Raw genomic sequence first — 16,682 nt, 5'->3', positions numbered from 1 at the left:
GCGCACTCCTCTGCCTCAAGCCCGCGCCTGCCGTGTCGATAAGACTGCGGTGCGGCTCCGCTTTGGCGGGCGCGGGTCCCAGGCAGGGAGCGCCCTTCTCGTATCCAGACAGGTCCGATTCGCTCATGGCACTTGATGCCCCCACCATGCTGACCCTCACCATCGCCCTGGCGGCCGCCGCGGCGGGCTATCTGGCCATCGAGTGGCGGTCGGTGCGCGAGTCGGCGCTGCTGTACTGGAGCGCGGGTTTCGCCCTCATCTGCGTGGGCAGCACCCTGGCGCTGTTGCGCAGCCAGGGGCTGCTGCTGGTGGGCATCTGGTTCGCCAATGGGCTGCTGATCTTCGTGCATGGACTCTTTCTGCTCGGCGTGGCGCGCTTTACCGGGCGGCGCCTGAGTCTGGGCTGGTGGGCCATCGCCGCCGTCTGGCTGGGGTTGTTGCTGCTGCCCAACGAGCCCTGGTGGTCCAAGGTGATGCTGGTGGTGCAGTCGCTGCTGATCGGCGTCCTGGCGATCCGGGCGAGCCTGCTGCTGCGGCGGCGCAATGCCGGGGAACGGCAGCTGCGCGCGGTGCTGCTGATCCATGGCCTCTTCTACCTGACCAAGATGATTCCGCCGCTCACCCCCGGCACCCTGATCGATCTGGCGGTCTATCGCGGCGCCATCATCCAGATCTCCCTGGTGGAGGGGGTGATGGCGGTGATGCTGATCGCCTTGTCGATGACCGGCACGGTGCGCTATCGCCGCGAGCAGCATATCGAGCGCCTGGCCGGCAGCGATCCCCTGACCGGCCTCTATAACCGCCGCGCGCTGGAGGCCGAGGCGCCGCGACTGTTCGGCCAGGCGACACTGGCCCGACCCGGCGCGCTACTGCTGATCGATCTGGACAACTTCAAGCTGGTGAACGACCTCCATGGCCACGCGGCGGGTGACGGCCTGCTGATCGCCCTGAGCGACCTGCTGCGCACCACCCTGCCGCGCCAGGCGCTGGCCGCCCGGTTGGGGGGTGATGAATTCGTGGTGCTGTTGGATGAAGCGGCTGATGCGGATGTCGTGCGTTTGGCAGACACCCTGCGCCAGCGCTTCAACCAACTGGCGGCGCAGCGCCTGCGGACGCCCGAGCCCGTCACCCTGAGCATCGGCGCCGTGCTGTTCGATCAGCCACCCGAAAGTCTGGCGGCCTTGCTGGAGCGCGGGGACGGTGCCCTCTACGCCGCCAAGCGTGGCGGGCGGGATGGATTGCGGATGAGCCTGGGATGAGGCCCCGCTAATGGCTTAGGCTTGGGCGATTGCCTGACCGGAGCCACCATGCCCATCGCCCTCGAATCCCCCGACCAACCCGAGGTGATCGCCCTGATCGCCGAACTGGACGCCTATCAGGACGGCCTCTATCCGCCCGAGAGTCGTCATGCCCTGGATCTGACGTCGCTCATGCAGCCGAACGTGCTGTTCCTGGTCGCCCGGGATGACAGCGGCAGTGCGCTGGGCTGTGGGGCCATGGTGCTGCAGGACGACTATGGCGAGATCAAGCGGATGTATGTGAGCCCCAGGGGGCGTGGACGAGGGCTGGGTGGTCGCCTGCTGGCAGGGCTAGAGCGTGAGGCGGTAGGCCGTGGGTGTGAGTTGGCACGACTGGAAACGGGGCCTTATCAGCCGGCGGCCTTGGGGCTTTATGAGTCGGCGGGGTATCGGCGGCGTGGTCCTTTTGGGGCGTATCGGGACGATCCGTTGAGTGTGTTTATGGAGAAGCGGCTGGAGGCGTAGCGTGGACAACGCGAAGCTTGTCCACGCGGGAGCTCTGGTGCTGTGCGCTGGAGGCGTCAGTGGAAAAGGCTGCGCCGTTTTCTACGCTACGGGGTGAACTCCGTTAACAGGAATTCCACGAAGCTTCTCACCGTCACCGAGCGCCATCTTGTCTGGAGATAGAGCGCCGTCAGGGGGCGGGTGAGTTCCTGGCCCTGGAAGAGGCGGACCAGATTGCCGGCGGCGACGTCATCTTGCAGCAGGAAGGCCGGCTGGAGGATGACGCCGAGGCCTTGCAGGGCGGCCAGGCGAAGGGCGGGGCCGTTGCTGAGGTGCAGGCGGCCGGGTGGCAGCGGGCCGAAGGGGGTGCCGGTCTGGGCGCGCCATTGGCTCAGGGCGCGAGGGTCCATGCCTAGGCAGTCATGGCTCTCTAGATCGGCTAGCCGCTCCGGCGTGCCGCGCTGGACGAGATAGCCGGGCGCGGCGCAGCACCACATCACATAGGGCGCCAGGGGTCGCGCCACCAGGGAGGAATCGGCCAGTTCGCCAATACGGATGGCGATGTCGATACCCTCCTCCACCAGGTCCTGCACCCGATCGCTCAGCACCAGATCGAGGGTGACCTGGGGATGCCGCGCCAGATAGTCGCCCAGCCGTGGCGTGAGGCCGTAGGTACCGAAAGACACCGGCGCCGACACGCGCAGGATGCCGGCGGGTGCCAGGCGTTGGGTTTCGGCCTGGCGATCGGTGTCGGCGACCAAGGCGAGGATCTCGCGGCAGCGGGCGTAGTAGCCCTCGCCAAAGGCGGTCAGGCGCTGGCGCCGGGTGGTGCGCACCAGCAGTTGCAGGCCCAGGCGCTTCTCCAAGCTGCGCAGGTGATTGCCGGCCATGGTCGGCGAGATGCCCTGGGCCTGGGCCGCCGCGGCCAGGCTGCCGCGCTCCACCACGGCGACGAACACCTGCATGCTGTCGAGTAGATCCATTCCACACTCCTGCTAAGGAATCCTCGCACTGGGAGGGCGTTTATCTCATCTGGGTGGTGGGTGAGGCTAGTGGCGTGGGTGAGGTCGCGAAGTGTTGGGCTTCGCTGCGCTCAACCCAACCTACGAGCTGCTACTGGAGAATCGATCATGGATCTGCAACTGCACGACCGTACCGCCCTGGTGACCGGCGCCAGCATGGGCATAGGCACGGGTATCGCCCGCGTCCTGGCGGCCGAAGGCGTTCGGCTGGCGATCACCGCGCGGCGGCGGGACGCCCTGGAGGCCCTGGCCGAGGAGATCGTGGCGGCGGGTCATGCCCGGCCGCTGGTGATCGCGGCGGATATCACCGACGCCGCAGACGTCCAGCGCCTGGCGCGGGAAGCCGAGGACGGGCTGGGGCGGGTGGATATCCTGGTCAATAACGCCGGCGGCACACGACCGCTTTCGCTGACGGCGGACGATGCGGCCTGGGACGAAGCCTGGAATCTCAACTTCACCGCCCCCCGCCGCCTGACCCAGGCGCTGCTGGGTGGAATGCGCGAAAGACGCTGGGGACGCATCGTCAATTTCAGCGGCAGCATGGAACCGCGCGACGTGAACGGTGCCGGGACGGCCAAGGCGGCGATCCAGTTCTGGTCAAAGGGGCTGGCGAGCCAACTGGCGGCCGAGGGCATCACGGTCAATACCATCGCCCCGGGGCGGATCAATTCCGAGCAGATCCTGCAGCGGCTGCACCCGACGCCCGAGGCGCGCCAGGCCTTTATCGCCCGGCACATTCCCATCGGCTATTTCGGCGAGCCGGAAGACGTGGGCCAGGTGGTGGCCTTTCTCGCTTCACCGCTGGCGCGCTACCTCACCGGTGATGTGATCGCGGTGGATGGCGGGATGCATGCCCATGCCCACTAGCGCCTGACGCAGACGAACAGCGCATTGCCCGCCTCGCCGGCCCAGGGTTCGATGCGCTGGTAGTCGTGCTCCAGCACCTGGACCTCGAAGTGCGGCTCCAGCAGGGCCAGCAATTCGGGGAAGTCCACCGCCACCATGGGGTGTTCGTCCTGCCAGGTCTGCTGCTGGCCGGCGTGGCGGCGTTCAATGCGCAGACGGAGTTGCTGGTGCTCGCCCTCGCCCGGGTAGTGCCAGGCGGAGGCGAAGCTGAAGTGGCCATCGGCCCGCACGACGCTGTGGCCGACACTGGAGGCATTGTCGATACGGCGCTTGTCGACGGCGTTGAAGCAGAACAGGCCGCCCGGGGTCAGGGCCGCCTGGACCCGCGCCAGGCACGCCTGGAGCCGTACGAGGCTGCCGCTGTAGTGCAGGGAGTAGAGAAAGCAGGTGATCAGATCGACCGGCTGCTCCAGCTCGAAGGCGCACATGTCCTGGCAGGAGAACTCCGCCTCGGGGCAACGCAGCGCGGCCTGGGCCAGCATCGGCGGATTGAGGTCCAGCCCGCTGCTCTGGAAGCCGGCATCGAGAAAATACCGCACATGGGGACCGGTGCCGCAGGCGAGATCCAGGTGACGGCTGCCGCCATTGCCGAACAGCCGCTGCAGGCGCAGCACCGCCTGGCTCTGCGCCTGGTAGTCGATGTCGGCGCAGAGCAGGTCGTAGTAGGCCGACAGGTCGGTGTAGAGGGCGGTGGCGGACATCGCAGGGGCTCGGGGCGGGAGACGCGGGCGCGCATCTTAATCCGTTTCTGCAACCTTCGACGCCTTATACTGGCGGTTTTCCCGAGAGTCCCCTGACGTGAGCAACAAGAGATACGCCTGCATCGGCCTGAGCAACCCCAAGTCGCCGTCCAACGTCGGGTCCATCATGAGGGCGGCGGGTTGCTACGGGGTGGCCTCGGTGTTCTATACCGGCACCCGCTACGACCGCGCCAAGGATTTCGTCACCGACACCAAGAAGGTCCATCAGGACATCCCGCTGATCAACATCGACGACCTGCGCCGCATCCTGCCGCTGGGTTGCGTGCCGGTGGCGGTGGAGTTGGTGGATGGCGCCCGGCCGTTGCCCGAGTACACCCATCCCGATCGCGCCCTCTACCTGTTCGGCGCCGAGGACGGCTCCCTCAGCCAGGAGCTGCGCGACTGGTGCGAGGACGTGGTGTACATCCCCACCCAGGGCTGCATGAATCTGGCGGCCACGGTCAATGTGGTGCTCTATGACCGCCTGGCGAAGGGTAATAACACCCGCTCCGGCCCGCTTTTTTAACCAAACCCCTGGGTCGGCCGGCGCAAGACCGGATCGAAGGGGTTGATGCGCGCGGCGATCACCCCGGCTTCGCGGCGGAGCAATTCGATCACCGTGGGCAGCCGCTGGGCGTTGAGGCGTTCGCTGAGGGTGCCCACGCTCAGGGCCGCCACCGCCCGGCCGTTGCGGTCGAGGATGGGCACGGCGAGGCCCGCCATGCCGGCCAGCACCCCGGTGTTGCGCGCGGCATAGCCCTGCTGGCGGACGTTGTCGATCTCGGCGCGCAACAGCACCTCGTCGTAGTGATGGGCGTCGCGCAGCCGCGGCAGGTTGTAGCGGATCACCTCTTCGCGTTCTTCCTCGGGCAGGAAGGCCAGGATCGCCAGGGCGCCCTGGCCGCCGCCCAGGGGCACGCGACCGCCGATGTCGCCGGTGAAGGTGCGGATCGGATAGGGCCCCTCGCTGCGGTCCAGGCACATGGCGTCGAAGCCGCTGCGCGCCAGCAGGAACAGCGAATCGCCCAGGGACGCCGACAGCCGCAACAGACTCGGCCGCGCCAGGTCGCGCAGGTTACCGACCTGGCCGGCGCGAGCCGCCAGGGCGAAGAAGTCCAGACTCAGGCGGTATCTCTTGCTGCGGGCGCACTGCTCGACCATGCCCTCTTCCACCAGGCCGCGCAGTAGCCGGTGGGTGGTGGGTTGCGACAGGCCCACGCGCTCGGCCAGGCGGGTGACCTTTTCGCCTTCGGGATCACCCTCGCCCAGGGCCCGCACCACGGCGAACACCCGGCTGATGGCGCCGACGCCTACCTCGCCTGTAACCGCCTTTCTTTCACTGGAATCTTCCATCTGCAGCACTCCAAAATATTTCACTGAGTGAATAAATCTGAAAAAAGAGTTCATTCAGTGAAAAACTTGCTTGTCCTGCATCCTAGGTCGCCCTTACCTTCAGGTCCATAGGGCGATACTCACAATCACCGGACGCCGCCATTCGAGCGAGCGCCAACGTCCAGATCCAGGCTGTCTTTCGCCCTGCCAAAACCTTGCCCACCGTCCCCGTGGGCGCGACCGGAGGAGCATTGCGGCCATGGCTTTCCTGACTCTCGACAATCTCAGCAAGCGCTACGGCGACAGCTACGCGGTGGCCGGTTCGACCCTGGCCATCGAGCGCGGCGAATTCGTCTCCCTGCTCGGCCCCTCCGGCTGCGGCAAGACCACCACCCTGCAGATGATCGCCGGCTTCGTCGACGTCAGCAGCGGGCGCATCCTGCTCGACGGCCAGGACATCACCCACGCCAAGCCGGCCAGTCGCGGCCTCGGGGTGGTCTTCCAGAGCTATGCGCTGTTCCCGCACATGACGGTGCGCAACAACGTCGCCTTCGGCCTGCGCATGCGCAAGGTGGCGGGCGCCGAACTGGCGCGCCGCGTCGAGGAAGCCCTGGGTCTGGTGCACCTGGGCCAGCATGCCGAGCGCTATCCGCGCGAACTTTCCGGTGGCCAGCGCCAGCGGGTGGCCCTGGCGCGGGCGCTGGTGATAGCCCCGCCGGTGCTGCTGCTGGACGAGCCGCTGTCCAACCTGGACGCCCATCTGCGCGAAGAGATGCAGTTCGAGATCCGCCGCATCCAGCGCGAGGTAGGCATTACCACCCTGATGGTCACCCACGACCAGTCCGAGGCGCTGTCCATCAGCGACCGGGTGGTGGTGATGGAAGCCGGGCGCATCACCCAGGTGGATGCGCCCTATCGGCTCTACGAACATCCGCGCAACAGATTCATCTCCGATTTCGTCGGCAAGGCCAACCTGCTGCCGGGCAGCCTGGATGCCCAGGGCCGGCCGCAGATCGCCGCCGGTGGCGCCCTGGCGATCTCGCTGCGGCCGGAAAAGATCGAGCTGCGCCCCGCCGGCGAGGGGCGCCTGCAAGGGCGGCTGCTGACCCGCTTCTTCCTTGGCAGCCAGTGGCTGTACCGCCTGGAGACGGCACTGGGCGAGGTGTCGGTGCTGCGCAGCAACGATGGACTGCCGCCGCTGGACGAGGGTCAGCGCGTCGGGCTGCACTGGGACGACAGTCTGCTGCGCCGACTGGAAGCCGCGGAGGCCGCGGCATGAGCACCCTGCTGCGCGGCACCGGTCGCGCCTATCTGCTCAGCGCCCCGGCCCTGGTGCTGTTCGCCGGACTGCTGCTGGCGCCCCTCGCGCTGACCCTGGCGCTGTCCTTCAACGTCTTCGACTACGAGACCGGGATCAAGGAAGGCAGCTACACCCTGGCCCACTACCTGAGCCTGCTGGGCGATCCCTATTTCTACGAGATCTTCCTGCGCACCTTCTGGATCAGCGCGCTGGTCACCCTGCTCTGCGTGCTGATCGGGGTGCCGGAGGCCATCGTCCTCAGTCGCATGGGCGCGCCCTGGCGCTCGATCTTCCTGATCCTGGTGCTGACGCCGCTGCTGATCTCGGTGGTGGTGCGCGCCTTTGGCTGGAGTCTGCTGCTGGGCGCCGACGGCCTGATCAACCAGGCCATCGTGGCGCTGGGCGGGCGCCCGCTGAAGTTGCTCTACACCCCCTTCGCGGTGGTCGTCGGCCTGGTCCACGTGATGCTGCCCTTCATGATCATCCCGGTGTGGACCTCGCTGCAGAAACTCGATCCCGCCGCCGAACAGGCCGCGCTGTCGCTGGGCGCCAGTCATCTGACGGTGCTGCGCCGCATCGTGCTGCCCCAGGTGATGCCCGGGGTGCTGTCCGGAACGCTGATCGTCTTCGGCCTGGCCGCCAGTTCCTTCGCCATCCCCGGCCTGCTCGGCGGACGCCGGCTGAAAATGGTCGCCACCCTGATCTACGACCAGTACCTGGCCGAACTCAACTGGCCGATGGGCGCCACCCTGGCGGTGGCCCTGCTGCTGCTCAACCTGCTGGTGATGCTGGGCTGGAATCGCCTGGTGGAACGCCGCTACAAACGTGCCCTGGGAGTCTGACCTCATGACCCGCAACGGCCCGCTCGGGCTCGCCTTCCATACCCTGGTGATGGTCTTCATGCTGGCGCCGCTGGTGGTGGTCTGCCTGGTGGCCTTCACCCCGGAGAACACCCTCAGCCTGCCCACTTCCGGCTTCTCGCTGCGCTGGTTCGCCGCCGTGTTCGAGCGGGCGGACTTCCTCACCGCCTTCTACAACAGCCTGCAGCTGGCGGCGCTGTCGGCCACCCTGGCCACGCTGATCGCGGTGCCGGCGGGGCTGGCCATCACCCGCTACCGCTTTCCCGGCCAGGGCTTTCTCAACGGCCTGTTCCTCTCGCCGATCATCATCCCGCACCTGGTGCTGGGCGTGGCCATGCTGCGGCTGTTCGCCCTGCTGGGGGTGAATGGCAGCTTCAGCTGGCTGGTGCTGGCCCACGTGGTGGTGATCACCCCCTATGTGCTGCGCCTGGTGATCGCCGCCGCCATCGGCATCGACCGCAGCGCCGAGCAGGCCGCCGAGAGCCTGGGCGCCAGTCGCACCACGCTGTTCTGCCGCATCACCCTGCCGATGATCCTGCCCGGCGTCGCCGGCGGCTGGCTGCTGGCCTTCATCAACAGTTTCGACGAGGTGACCCTGTCGATCTTCGTCACCTCCCCGGCGACCCAGACCCTGCCGGTGCGGATGTACGTCTACGCCACCGAATCCATCGACCCGATGATGGCGGCGGTGTCGGCCCTGGTGATCGCCCTCACCGCGGCCACCATGATCCTGCTCGACCGCATCTATGGCCTGGATCGCGTGCTGGTGGGCAAACAATGAACAGCCGAGACCCCTCCATGGCACTGCTCAAGCGGGTGGCCGAACGCGACCGTCCGACCCTGGCCTTCACCCTCGACGGCCAGCCGGCCGAGGGCCTGCAGGGCGACACCCTGCTCACCGCCATCCTGACCCAGAGCGATCACCTGCGCGGCAGCGACTTCGGCGGCGAACCCCGCGCCGGATTCTGCCTGATGGGCGCCTGCCAGGACTGCTGGGTGCGCCTGGCCGATGGCCGCCGGGTGCGCGCCTGCGCCACCTTTCTCGAAGCGGGCCAGCAGGTCAGCCGCGATCCGGGGCGGCCGCTGTGAGCTCCGTCGTGGTGGTGGGCGCCGGGCCGGCAGGCATTCGCGCGGCCCAGACCCTGGTCGCGCATGGCCTCGAGCCGGTGCTGCTCGACGAAAGCGCCCGTGGCGGCGGCCAGATCTATCGCCAGCAACCGGGCAATTTCCAGCGGCCGAGCAAGGCGCTGTACGGTTTCGAAGCTGGCAAGGCCCAGGCGCTGCATGGCGCGCTGGAAGCCGCGCAGGCGAAACTGGACTATCGACCCGACACCCTGGTGTGGAATGCCGAAGCGCGTGCCCTGGATACCCTGAGCCAGGGCCGCTATGTCGATCGCCTGGCCTTCGACCAGGTGATCGTCGCCACCGGTGCCACCGACCGCATCCTGCCGGTGCCGGGCTGGACGCTGCCCGGCGTCTACAGCCTGGGCGCCTCACAGGTGGCGCTCAAATTCCAGGGCTGCGCCATCGGCAGCCGCCCGGTGCTGGCCGGTACCGGCCCGCTGCTCTATCTCGTCGCCTATCAATACGCCAAGGCCGGGGCCAAGCCGCTGGCGGTGCTGGACAGCGCGCCTTTCCGCGACCAGGCCGCCGCTACTCCGGCCCTGCTCGGTCAACCGGCCACCTTCGCCAAGGGCCTCTACTACCGCAGCTGGCTGGCGCTGCAGGGCGTACCCGTGCACCAGGGTGCCGAACTCCTGGCCGTCGAAGGCGAACGCCGGGTGGCTGCCGTGCGCTGGCGCGCCGCCGATGGCGAGGTGCACCGACTGGAATGCGACGCCCTGGGCTTCGGCCAGACGCTGCGCAGCGAGACCCAGCTGGCCGACCTGCTGGGCTGCGACTTCGCCTGGAGCGCTCTCAATCGCGCCTGGTTGCCGGTCCGGGATGCGGGCGGGCGCAGCAGTCAGGCCGGGGTCTACCTGGCTGGCGACGGCGCCGGCATCCAGGGCGCCGATGCCGCCGAACTGGCGGGCGAACTGGCGGCCCTGAGTCTGCTGGACGATCGCGGCGTGTCGGTGGACAGGGCGCGCATCCAGACCCTGCAGGCACGCCTGGCGCGCTTCGAGGTGTTTCGCCAGGGCCTCGAGCGGGCCTTTCCCTTTCCCGCGGACTGGGCGGCCAAGGCGCCGGACGCGCTCATGGTCTGTCGCTGCGAACAGGTCAGCGCCGGCGAGATCCGCGCCGCCGTGGCCCAGGGTCATTGGGAGATCAACAGAGTCAAGGCCACCTGCCGAGTCGGCATGGGTCGCTGCCAGGGACGCATCTGCGGCGCGGCGGCGGCCGAATTGATCGCCTGCGCCAGTGGTCGCCCGCTGGACCAGATCGGCCGGTTGCGCGCCCAGGCGCCGATCAAGCCGCTGCCCTTTGGCGTGGAGCTGGCGCCATGAGCCGGCTGGACGTGGATGTCCTGGTCATCGGCGGCGGCATCGTCGGCAGCAGCGCGGCGCTGTTCCTGGCCCAGGGCGGCCAGCGCGTCGCCCTGCTGGAACGCAACTTCTGCGGCGCCCAGGCCAGTGGTGTCAACTACGGCGGGGTACGCCGCCAGGGCCGCCCGCTGGTGCAGTTGCCGCTGTCCAGTCGCGCCCATGAGATCTGGGGCGGTCTGCAGGACCTGCTGGGTACCGATGGCGAATACCTCAGATCCGGCCACCTCAAGCTGGCCCGCAGCGATACCGACTTCGCCTCCCTGCAGGCCTATGCCCAGGCCAGTCAGGGTTTCGACCTCGATCTGCAACTGCTCGACCGGGGCGAATTGCGCCGGCGCTTTCCCTGGGTCGGCGACATCGCCGTGGGCGCTTCCTTCTGCCCGGAGGACGGCCACGCCAATCCGCGCCTGGTCTCCCCGGCCTTCGCCCAGGCGGCTGGCCGCGCCGGTGCCCAGGTCTTCGAGCGGACCGCTGTGACGCAGGTGGAGCACGACGGCCAGCGCTTCCAGCTCCGTACCGACAGCGGCCTGACCCTGAGCGCGCCCTGGCTGCTGAATTGCGCGGGTGCCTGGGCGGCGGAGCTGGCCGCCCGCTTCGGCGAGCCGGTCCCTCTCACGGCGGCCCATCCGGCCATGCTGGTGACCGAACCGCTGCCGCCGTTCATGACCGCCAGTACCGGCGTGGAAGGCGGCGGCATCTATGCCCGCCAGGTCGCGCGCGGCAATTGCGTGCTGGGCGGCGGGCGCGGTTTCGCCCTCGACGCCGACCGCGCCCGCCCCGGCCAGCTGGCCATCCTCGACATCCTCAGAAACGCCGCCGAACTCTATCCCGCCCTGACGGGTGCCCAGGCGATCCGCACCTGGAGCGGCGTCGAGGGCTATCTGCCGGATCACCAGCCGGTGCTCGGCCCCAGTCTCACCACCCCCGGCCTGCTGCACGGCTTCGGCTTTGCCGGCGCAGGCTTCCAGATCGGGCCGGCGGCTGGCGAAGCCCTGGCCGAGTGCATCCTGCAGGGCGCCCCCCGGCACAGCCTGCAGGCCTTTTCCATCGCCCGTTTTCCTTCCCAGCCCAGGAGTTCCCAATCATGCGCCTGACCCCTGCCCTGCTCGTGGCCCTCGCCGGCCTGCCCCTGGCCGCCGTGGCCGAACCGACGCTCTACCTCGGCATGAATGGCGGCACCATGGAGCGCCTCTATGCCGACAGCGTGCTGCCCGCCTTCGAGAAGGCGCACAACGTCAAGGTGGTGATCGTGCCCGGCACCTCGGCGGATATCCTCGCCAAGGTCCAGGCCAGTCCGCAGAAGCCGCCGATCCACGTGATGTTTCTCGACGACGGCATCATGTATCGCGCCATCGGCATGAACCTGTGCAGCCCGCTCAAGCCCAGCGCGAGCCTGGCGCAGATCCCCGACAAGGCCAGGATCAAGGACCAGGCGGCCGCCGTCAGCCTGGGCGTGACGGGTCTTGCCTACAACAGCCGGCTGTTCAAGGACAAGGGTTGGGCGGCGCCGACCTCCTGGGCGGACCTCGCCGATCCCAAGTACAAGGGCAAGGTGGTGTTCCAGTCGCTGTCCTCCTCGACCTTCGGCCTGCACGGCTTCCTGATGTTCAACCGCCTCAAGGGCGGCACCGAGCAGGACGTCGACCCCGGCTTCAAGGCCTGGCCCACCACCGTCGGCCCCAATGTGCTGGAGTACATCCCCAGCTCGGCCAAGCTCTCGGAGATGGTGCAGACCGACGAGGCGGCGCTGTTCCCGCTCACGCCCACCCAGGTCACCGCGCTCAAGCTCAAGGGCATCCCGGTGGAATACGCGCCGCCCAAGGAAGGCGCCGTGGTGCTCAACGTCGCCGAATGCGTGACCGCCAACAACGACCAGCCGGAATTGGCCCAGCAACTGGCGGAATACCTGCTGACCCCCGAAGCCCAGGCCCCGGCGCTGGAACTGGGCGACCAGATCCCGTCCAACCCCAACACCCCTACCACCGACAAGACCCGCGGCCAGGTGGAGGCCATGCAGAACTACCTGAAGACCGCCGTGACCATCGACTGGGACGAAGTGAACAAGGTGCGGCCGCAGTGGAACGCCCGCTGGAATCGGCAGGTGGAGCGCTAGTCGCTCGAACAGCGCAAACGCACCGGTAGAGGTCGACCCTGGACAACTCAACGTCGGGGCGACCCCTCACCCTTGGCGGCGTCCATCACCAGGAGAGCCGCCATGGCCAACCCGCCCATCACCGTTCTGCGCGACACCCAACCAATGCCCGTGGTCGATGCCTGCAAATGGGAGCGCATCGCAGGCGAGCCCCATACCGTAAATCTCAATGCCTACACCTCCGATGACGGCAGCAAGATCATGGGTACCTGGATCTGCACCCCTGGCAAGTGGCGCGTCGACTACGTGAAGTGGGAGTACTGCCACTTCCAGGAGGGCTACTGCATCATCACCCCCGATGGCCAGGAGCCCATCCACCTGAAAGCCGGCGACATCTTCATCGTCGAACCCGGCATGAAAGGCACCTGGGAAGTGGTCGAGACGGTGCGTAAGTATTTCGTGTTTGCCTGATCCGGCCAGGCCCCGGCGCCAAGGCCGGGGCTCAGGCTTCAGCGACCGTCGAAACCGCGGAAGAAGCGCTCGGCGTTGTCGCTCAAGGTTTCCAGGTCATAACCTCCCTCCTGCACGATCACCGTGGGCAGCCCCAGGGCCTTGATCCTTTCGCCCAGCAGACCGAACCCCGCCTGACTCACCGCCACCTTGGACTGCGGATCGTTTTCGTAGATGTCGAAGCCGAGGGACAGCACCAGCACGTCCGGTGCCCATTCGCGCAGCGCCGTCTCGGCCTCGTCCAGCCGGGCGAAGAAGTCCGCTTCGGAAGCGCCGTGGGGCATCGGCAGATTAAGGTTGCAGCCCTCGCCCGGCCCGCTGCCGCGTTCATCGGCGAAACCGGCCACCACCGGATAGAAGTTGGTCGGATCGCCATGGATCGACAGGTAGTAGACGTCATCGCGGTCATAGAAGATTTCCTGAATACCCTGGCCGTGGTGCATGTCGGTATCGAGGATGGCGACCCGAGCGAAGCGCGCGCGCAATTCCTGGGCCGCGATGGCGGCGCCATTCAGGTAGCAGAAGCCACCGGCCGCCTCGGCGCGGGCATGGTGCCCGGGTGGGCGACAGAGGGCATAGGCGGCTGGCGCGCCGTCCCGCACGCAGCGCGCCGCGGCGACCGCGCTCTGGGCGGAGCCATAGACGGCGGCCCAGGTCTGGGCGCCGATCGGGCAACTGCCGTCCGCCAGGTAGCGGGCGGTCTGCCCGAGGATGCCACGCAGCGGGTTGTTCTCGCGGATATAGATGTTCGACATCACCTCGTCACCCCAGTCCTCGGGCACCTGGTGCCAGTCGCGATAGGCATTCTCCAGGTAGGTCACATAGGCCTCGCCGTGCACGGCATGCAGCGGCGCGCGACCGTGATCCGCCGGCTGTTCGAGGGGATAGCCCAGCCGCTCCACCGCGGCCAGCAGGGCGTCGAGGCGGGCCGGCACCTCCTGGGGGGTGCGCATCTGGCCACGGGACAGGTAGCTGCGCGGATGATGCAGGCGCTGATCGGGATGGAAAAAGGTCTTCATGTCATCTCTCCTGATGGCCAGCGCGGGCCAGCACGGCATTGAACAGGACGTCGGCGCCGCGGCGGACGTCATCGAAGCTGGCCGATTCAGCCTCGTTGTGGCTCAGGCCGCCGGCACAGGGGATGAAGATCATCGCCGTGGGGCAGTGCTTGGCCAGGTGGATGGCGTCGTGACCGGCGCCGCTGATGATGTCGCGGTGGGGATAGCCCAGCGCCTGGACCGCGTCGCGCACGGCGGCGACGCAGTCGGTGGCGAAGGGGGTAGCAGGGCTCAGCCAGTGCCGCTGGACGTCCAGCGACAATCCGCGCTCGGCGGCCACGGCGGCCAGGCATTCCCGCGCGGCGGCTTCCAGCGCCGCCAGGGTCTGGTCCCGGGGATGACGCAGGTCCAGGGTGAAGTGCACCTCGCCGGCGATGGTGTTGCGCGAGGAGCGCGCCACGTCCAGTTGCCCCACGGTGACCAGTCCGTCGCCGAAGCGAGCCGCCAGATCCTCCAGCGCGGCCAGCATCCGGCCGACGCCAAACAGAGCATCGCGGCGCCGGGCCATGGGTGTGGTGCCGGCGTGGGCCGCGGTGCCCCGGACGCACACGTCGAGCCAGCAGATCGCCTGGCCCCCGGTCACCACCCCCACGGCCAGGCCTTCGTCTTCGAGGACCGGACCCTGCTCGATATGGGCCTCGAAGTAGGCAGCGAAGGGCCGCCCCAACGGCTGGTCGCCGGCATAACCGGTGCGCTCCAGGCTGGTGGCCACGGAGATGCCGTCCCGGTCGCAGGTCGCCAGGGCCTCGGCCAGCGGCAACTGCCCGGTAAAGACCGCGGAACCCAGCATGGCCGGCGTGAAGCGGGCACCCTCCTCGTTGGTCCAGACGGCGATTTCCAGGGGTAGGTCGGTCTGGATGTCCGCGTCGTTCAAACTGCGCATCACCTCCAGCCCGGCCAACACCCCATAGACGCCATCGAAGCGCCCACCCTTGGGTTGGGTGTCCAGATGGCTGCCCATGACCACCGGCGCGGCCTGGTCATCAAGGCCCGGACGACGGGCGAACAGGTTGCCGACAGGGTCCACCGTCAGGCTGAGGCCGGCGGCCACGCACCACTGGCTGAACAGCGCCCGTCCCTGGCGATCTTCTTCGGTCAGGGCCAGGCGACTGCTGCCCCCGGCCTCGCCCGGCCCCACCTCGGCCATGGCGGCCAGGCTCTGCCAGAGGCGCTCGCCATCGATTCGATACATGCTGGATTCCTTGTGCTCAGGCGGGAGAAACATGGGCGGTGGCCTCCCGACGGCGTGCCAGAGCCGCCACGCACAGCAGCGACAGGCCGGCCAGCAGGGAGTAGAAGACCGCCAGCGGCCACCACTCGCCCGTGAAGCGGTGGGCCAGCAGGGTGCCGATCATGGGGGTGAGGCCACCGGCGATGGCACCACAGACCTGGTAGGCCATGGAGATGGCGGTGTAGCGCACTCGGGTAGCGAAGACGCCACTGACGAAGCCGGCGATCACCGCATAGAAGGACGCCATGCAGGCCGCCGCCAGGGCGATTCCCAGCACGATCAGCGGCGCCGAGCCGGTCTTGACCAGCACGAACATCGGATAGGGCGAGGCCATGGCCAGGGCCGCGATCAACAGCAGGAAACGCGCGCTGCCCAGGCGCTCGGCGAGCAGCGCGGCCAGCGGCTGGACCAGGAACTGGACGATAGCGACGAACAGCAGGCAATCGAGGATCAGCGAGCGCGACAACTCCAGCACCTGGGTGGTGTAGCTGAGCATGAAGGTATTGGTGAAATAGACCCCGGCGATGCCCAGGGTATTGGCACCGATGCACAGCAGCAGCGGACGCCAGGCGCTGCGCAGCACCTCGGCCGCCGGTGCCTTGACCGTTTCCTGGCGCGCCTTCATCTCGGCGAATTCGGGGGATTCGTCCACGCCCAGGCGGATGGCCAGCCCGACCACCAGCAGCAGCGCGCTGGCCAGAAACGGCAGGCGCCAGCCCCAGTCGAGCAGGTCCTCTTCCGGCAGGCTGGTGACGCTACGAAAGGCAATGATCGACAGGATCAGGCCGGCCGGGCTGCCCCACTGGGCGAAAGAAGCGAAAAAGGTACGACGCCCCGCAGGTGCATGTTCGCCGGCCATCAGCACGGCACCACCCCACTCGCCCCCCACGGCGATGCCCTGCACCACCCGCAGCAGGATCAGCAGGATCGGCGCCCAGACGCCGGCCTGGCTGTAGGTGGGCAGAACGCCGATGAGCACGGTGACCACGCCCATCATCAGCAGGGTGACGATCAGGGATTTCTTGCGACCGATGCGGTCGCCGACATGGCCGAAGACCAGGCCGCCCAGGGGCCGGGCGAAGAACCCCACGGCGAAGGTCCCGAAGGCGGCCAGGGTGCTCAGCAAGCGGTCCTCGGAGGGAAAGAACAACTGGCCGAAGACCAGCGCGGCGGCCGTGGCGAAGATGTAGTAGTCGTACCACTCGATGGTGGTGCCCACGAAAGCAGCGGCGGCAGCGCGCCTGGGTTGGCGACGCGGTGAGGTGGACGGCATGCAGGGTGCTCCTATCGACTGCCGGAAAGAAAGGCGAAGCGGCGGATTGGAAGGCCGGACGCACGGAGAGCGATGGGCAGGCGCGATCAGGGAGACATGGACGCAGCACTCCTGGGGATATCGTTCTTGT

18 protein-coding genes are annotated in these 16,682 nt (G+C 68.1%); 12 read left to right on the top strand and 6 right to left on the bottom strand.

All coding sequences use genetic code 11. The features are described from left to right. The first annotated feature begins 125 nt into the window (after positions 1-125). Complete coding sequence (locus FHR73_RS01570) at positions 126-1,259, top strand: diguanylate cyclase (protein ID WP_183629028.1); 1,134 nt, start codon at positions 126-128, stop codon at positions 1,257-1,259. Positions 1,260-1,307: 48 nt separating this feature from the next. Next, positions 1,308-1,763 carry a GNAT family N-acetyltransferase gene (locus FHR73_RS01565; RefSeq protein WP_183629026.1) on the top strand — a complete coding sequence of 152 codons (456 nt, stop codon included), beginning with the start codon at positions 1,308-1,310 and terminating at the stop codon, positions 1,761-1,763. Between the two features lie 86 nt (positions 1,764-1,849). Here FHR73_RS01565 and FHR73_RS01560 read toward each other — a convergent pair whose 3' ends face one another. After that, positions 1,850-2,725: a LysR family transcriptional regulator gene (locus FHR73_RS01560; protein WP_183629024.1), complete on the bottom strand. Its 876-nt coding sequence runs from the start codon at positions 2,723-2,725 to the stop codon at positions 1,850-1,852. 147 nt (positions 2,726-2,872) lie between these two features. Between FHR73_RS01560 and FHR73_RS01555 the strand changes: the two genes are divergently transcribed. Further along, positions 2,873-3,631, top strand: coding sequence for an SDR family NAD(P)-dependent oxidoreductase (locus tag FHR73_RS01555; RefSeq protein WP_183629022.1), 759 nt, complete (start codon positions 2,873-2,875; stop codon positions 3,629-3,631). On the opposite strand, the gene FHR73_RS01550 is transcribed toward FHR73_RS01555, so the two are convergent. Continuing rightward, a complete protein-coding gene (locus tag FHR73_RS01550; protein ID WP_183629020.1) occupies positions 3,628-4,371 on the bottom strand; it encodes a class I SAM-dependent methyltransferase in 744 nt (247 codons plus the stop codon). The genes FHR73_RS01555 and FHR73_RS01550 overlap by 4 nt on opposite strands. A gap of 97 nt (positions 4,372-4,468) precedes the next feature. Between FHR73_RS01550 and FHR73_RS01545 the strand changes: the two genes are divergently transcribed. Next, positions 4,469-4,936 carry an RNA methyltransferase gene (locus FHR73_RS01545; RefSeq protein WP_007160503.1) on the top strand — a complete coding sequence of 156 codons (468 nt, stop codon included), beginning with the start codon at positions 4,469-4,471 and terminating at the stop codon, positions 4,934-4,936. Here the strand turns inward: FHR73_RS01545 and FHR73_RS01540 are convergent. Beyond that, entirely contained in the window at positions 4,933-5,763 is an 831-nt protein-coding gene (locus FHR73_RS01540) for an IclR family transcriptional regulator (RefSeq protein WP_183629018.1), read from the bottom strand. The genes FHR73_RS01545 and FHR73_RS01540 overlap by 4 nt on opposite strands. A gap of 238 nt (positions 5,764-6,001) precedes the next feature. On the opposite strand from FHR73_RS01540, the gene FHR73_RS01535 reads away from it, so the two are divergent. From FHR73_RS01535 to FHR73_RS01500, 8 genes are all read left to right on the top strand, one after another. Beyond that, entirely contained in the window at positions 6,002-7,021 is a 1,020-nt protein-coding gene (locus FHR73_RS01535; protein WP_183629016.1) for an ABC transporter ATP-binding protein, read from the top strand. Continuing rightward, entirely contained in the window at positions 7,018-7,884 is an 867-nt protein-coding gene (locus tag FHR73_RS01530) for an ABC transporter permease (RefSeq protein WP_144959682.1), read from the top strand. Before FHR73_RS01535 ends, FHR73_RS01530 begins: the two co-directional genes overlap by 4 nt. A gap of 4 nt (positions 7,885-7,888) precedes the next feature. Continuing rightward, positions 7,889-8,683, top strand: coding sequence for an ABC transporter permease (locus FHR73_RS01525; RefSeq protein ID WP_133863274.1), 795 nt, complete (start codon positions 7,889-7,891; stop codon positions 8,681-8,683). 17 nt (positions 8,684-8,700) lie between these two features. Further along, positions 8,701-8,991, top strand: a complete 291-nt coding sequence (locus FHR73_RS01520; protein WP_007160508.1) for a (2Fe-2S)-binding protein — start codon at positions 8,701-8,703, stop codon at positions 8,989-8,991. Then, complete coding sequence (locus FHR73_RS01515; protein WP_183629014.1) at positions 8,988-10,349, top strand: NAD(P)/FAD-dependent oxidoreductase; 1,362 nt, start codon at positions 8,988-8,990, stop codon at positions 10,347-10,349. Before FHR73_RS01520 ends, FHR73_RS01515 begins: the two co-directional genes overlap by 4 nt. Further along, positions 10,346-11,482, top strand: coding sequence for an FAD-binding oxidoreductase (locus tag FHR73_RS01510; protein ID WP_183629012.1), 1,137 nt, complete (start codon positions 10,346-10,348; stop codon positions 11,480-11,482). Before FHR73_RS01515 ends, FHR73_RS01510 begins: the two co-directional genes overlap by 4 nt. Continuing rightward, on the top strand, positions 11,473-12,501 hold the full coding sequence (locus tag FHR73_RS01505) for an ABC transporter substrate-binding protein (protein ID WP_183629010.1): 1,029 nt from the start codon (positions 11,473-11,475) through the stop codon (positions 12,499-12,501). Before FHR73_RS01510 ends, FHR73_RS01505 begins: the two co-directional genes overlap by 10 nt. A gap of 102 nt (positions 12,502-12,603) precedes the next feature. Next, positions 12,604-12,951: a cupin domain-containing protein gene (locus FHR73_RS01500; RefSeq protein ID WP_183629009.1), complete on the top strand. Its 348-nt coding sequence runs from the start codon at positions 12,604-12,606 to the stop codon at positions 12,949-12,951. Positions 12,952-12,989: 38 nt separating this feature from the next. Here FHR73_RS01500 and FHR73_RS01495 read toward each other — a convergent pair whose 3' ends face one another. Genes FHR73_RS01495 through FHR73_RS01485 form a run of 3 tightly spaced genes read right to left on the bottom strand, consistent with a single transcriptional unit; the run spans position 12,990 to position 16,552 of the window. Further along, positions 12,990-14,009: a histone deacetylase family protein gene (locus FHR73_RS01495; RefSeq protein ID WP_183629008.1), complete on the bottom strand. Its 1,020-nt coding sequence runs from the start codon at positions 14,007-14,009 to the stop codon at positions 12,990-12,992. A gap of 1 nt (position 14,010) precedes the next feature. Next, a complete protein-coding gene (locus tag FHR73_RS01490; protein WP_183629007.1) occupies positions 14,011-15,240 on the bottom strand; it encodes a Zn-dependent hydrolase in 1,230 nt (409 codons plus the stop codon). Between the two features lie 16 nt (positions 15,241-15,256). Then, the gene (locus FHR73_RS01485) at positions 15,257-16,552 is read right to left on the bottom strand and encodes an MFS transporter (RefSeq protein ID WP_183629006.1); all 1,296 of its coding nucleotides are present in this window, start codon (positions 16,550-16,552) and stop codon (positions 15,257-15,259) included. Positions 16,553-16,682: the final 130 nt, after the last annotated feature.

Origin of the sequence: Pseudomonas sp. AS2.8, from assembly GCF_014190935.1 — a bacterium.
In the GTDB taxonomy this organism is placed as follows: domain Bacteria; phylum Pseudomonadota; class Gammaproteobacteria; order Pseudomonadales; family Pseudomonadaceae; genus Chryseomonas.
This window is presented reverse-complemented; position numbering and strand designations above follow the sequence as displayed.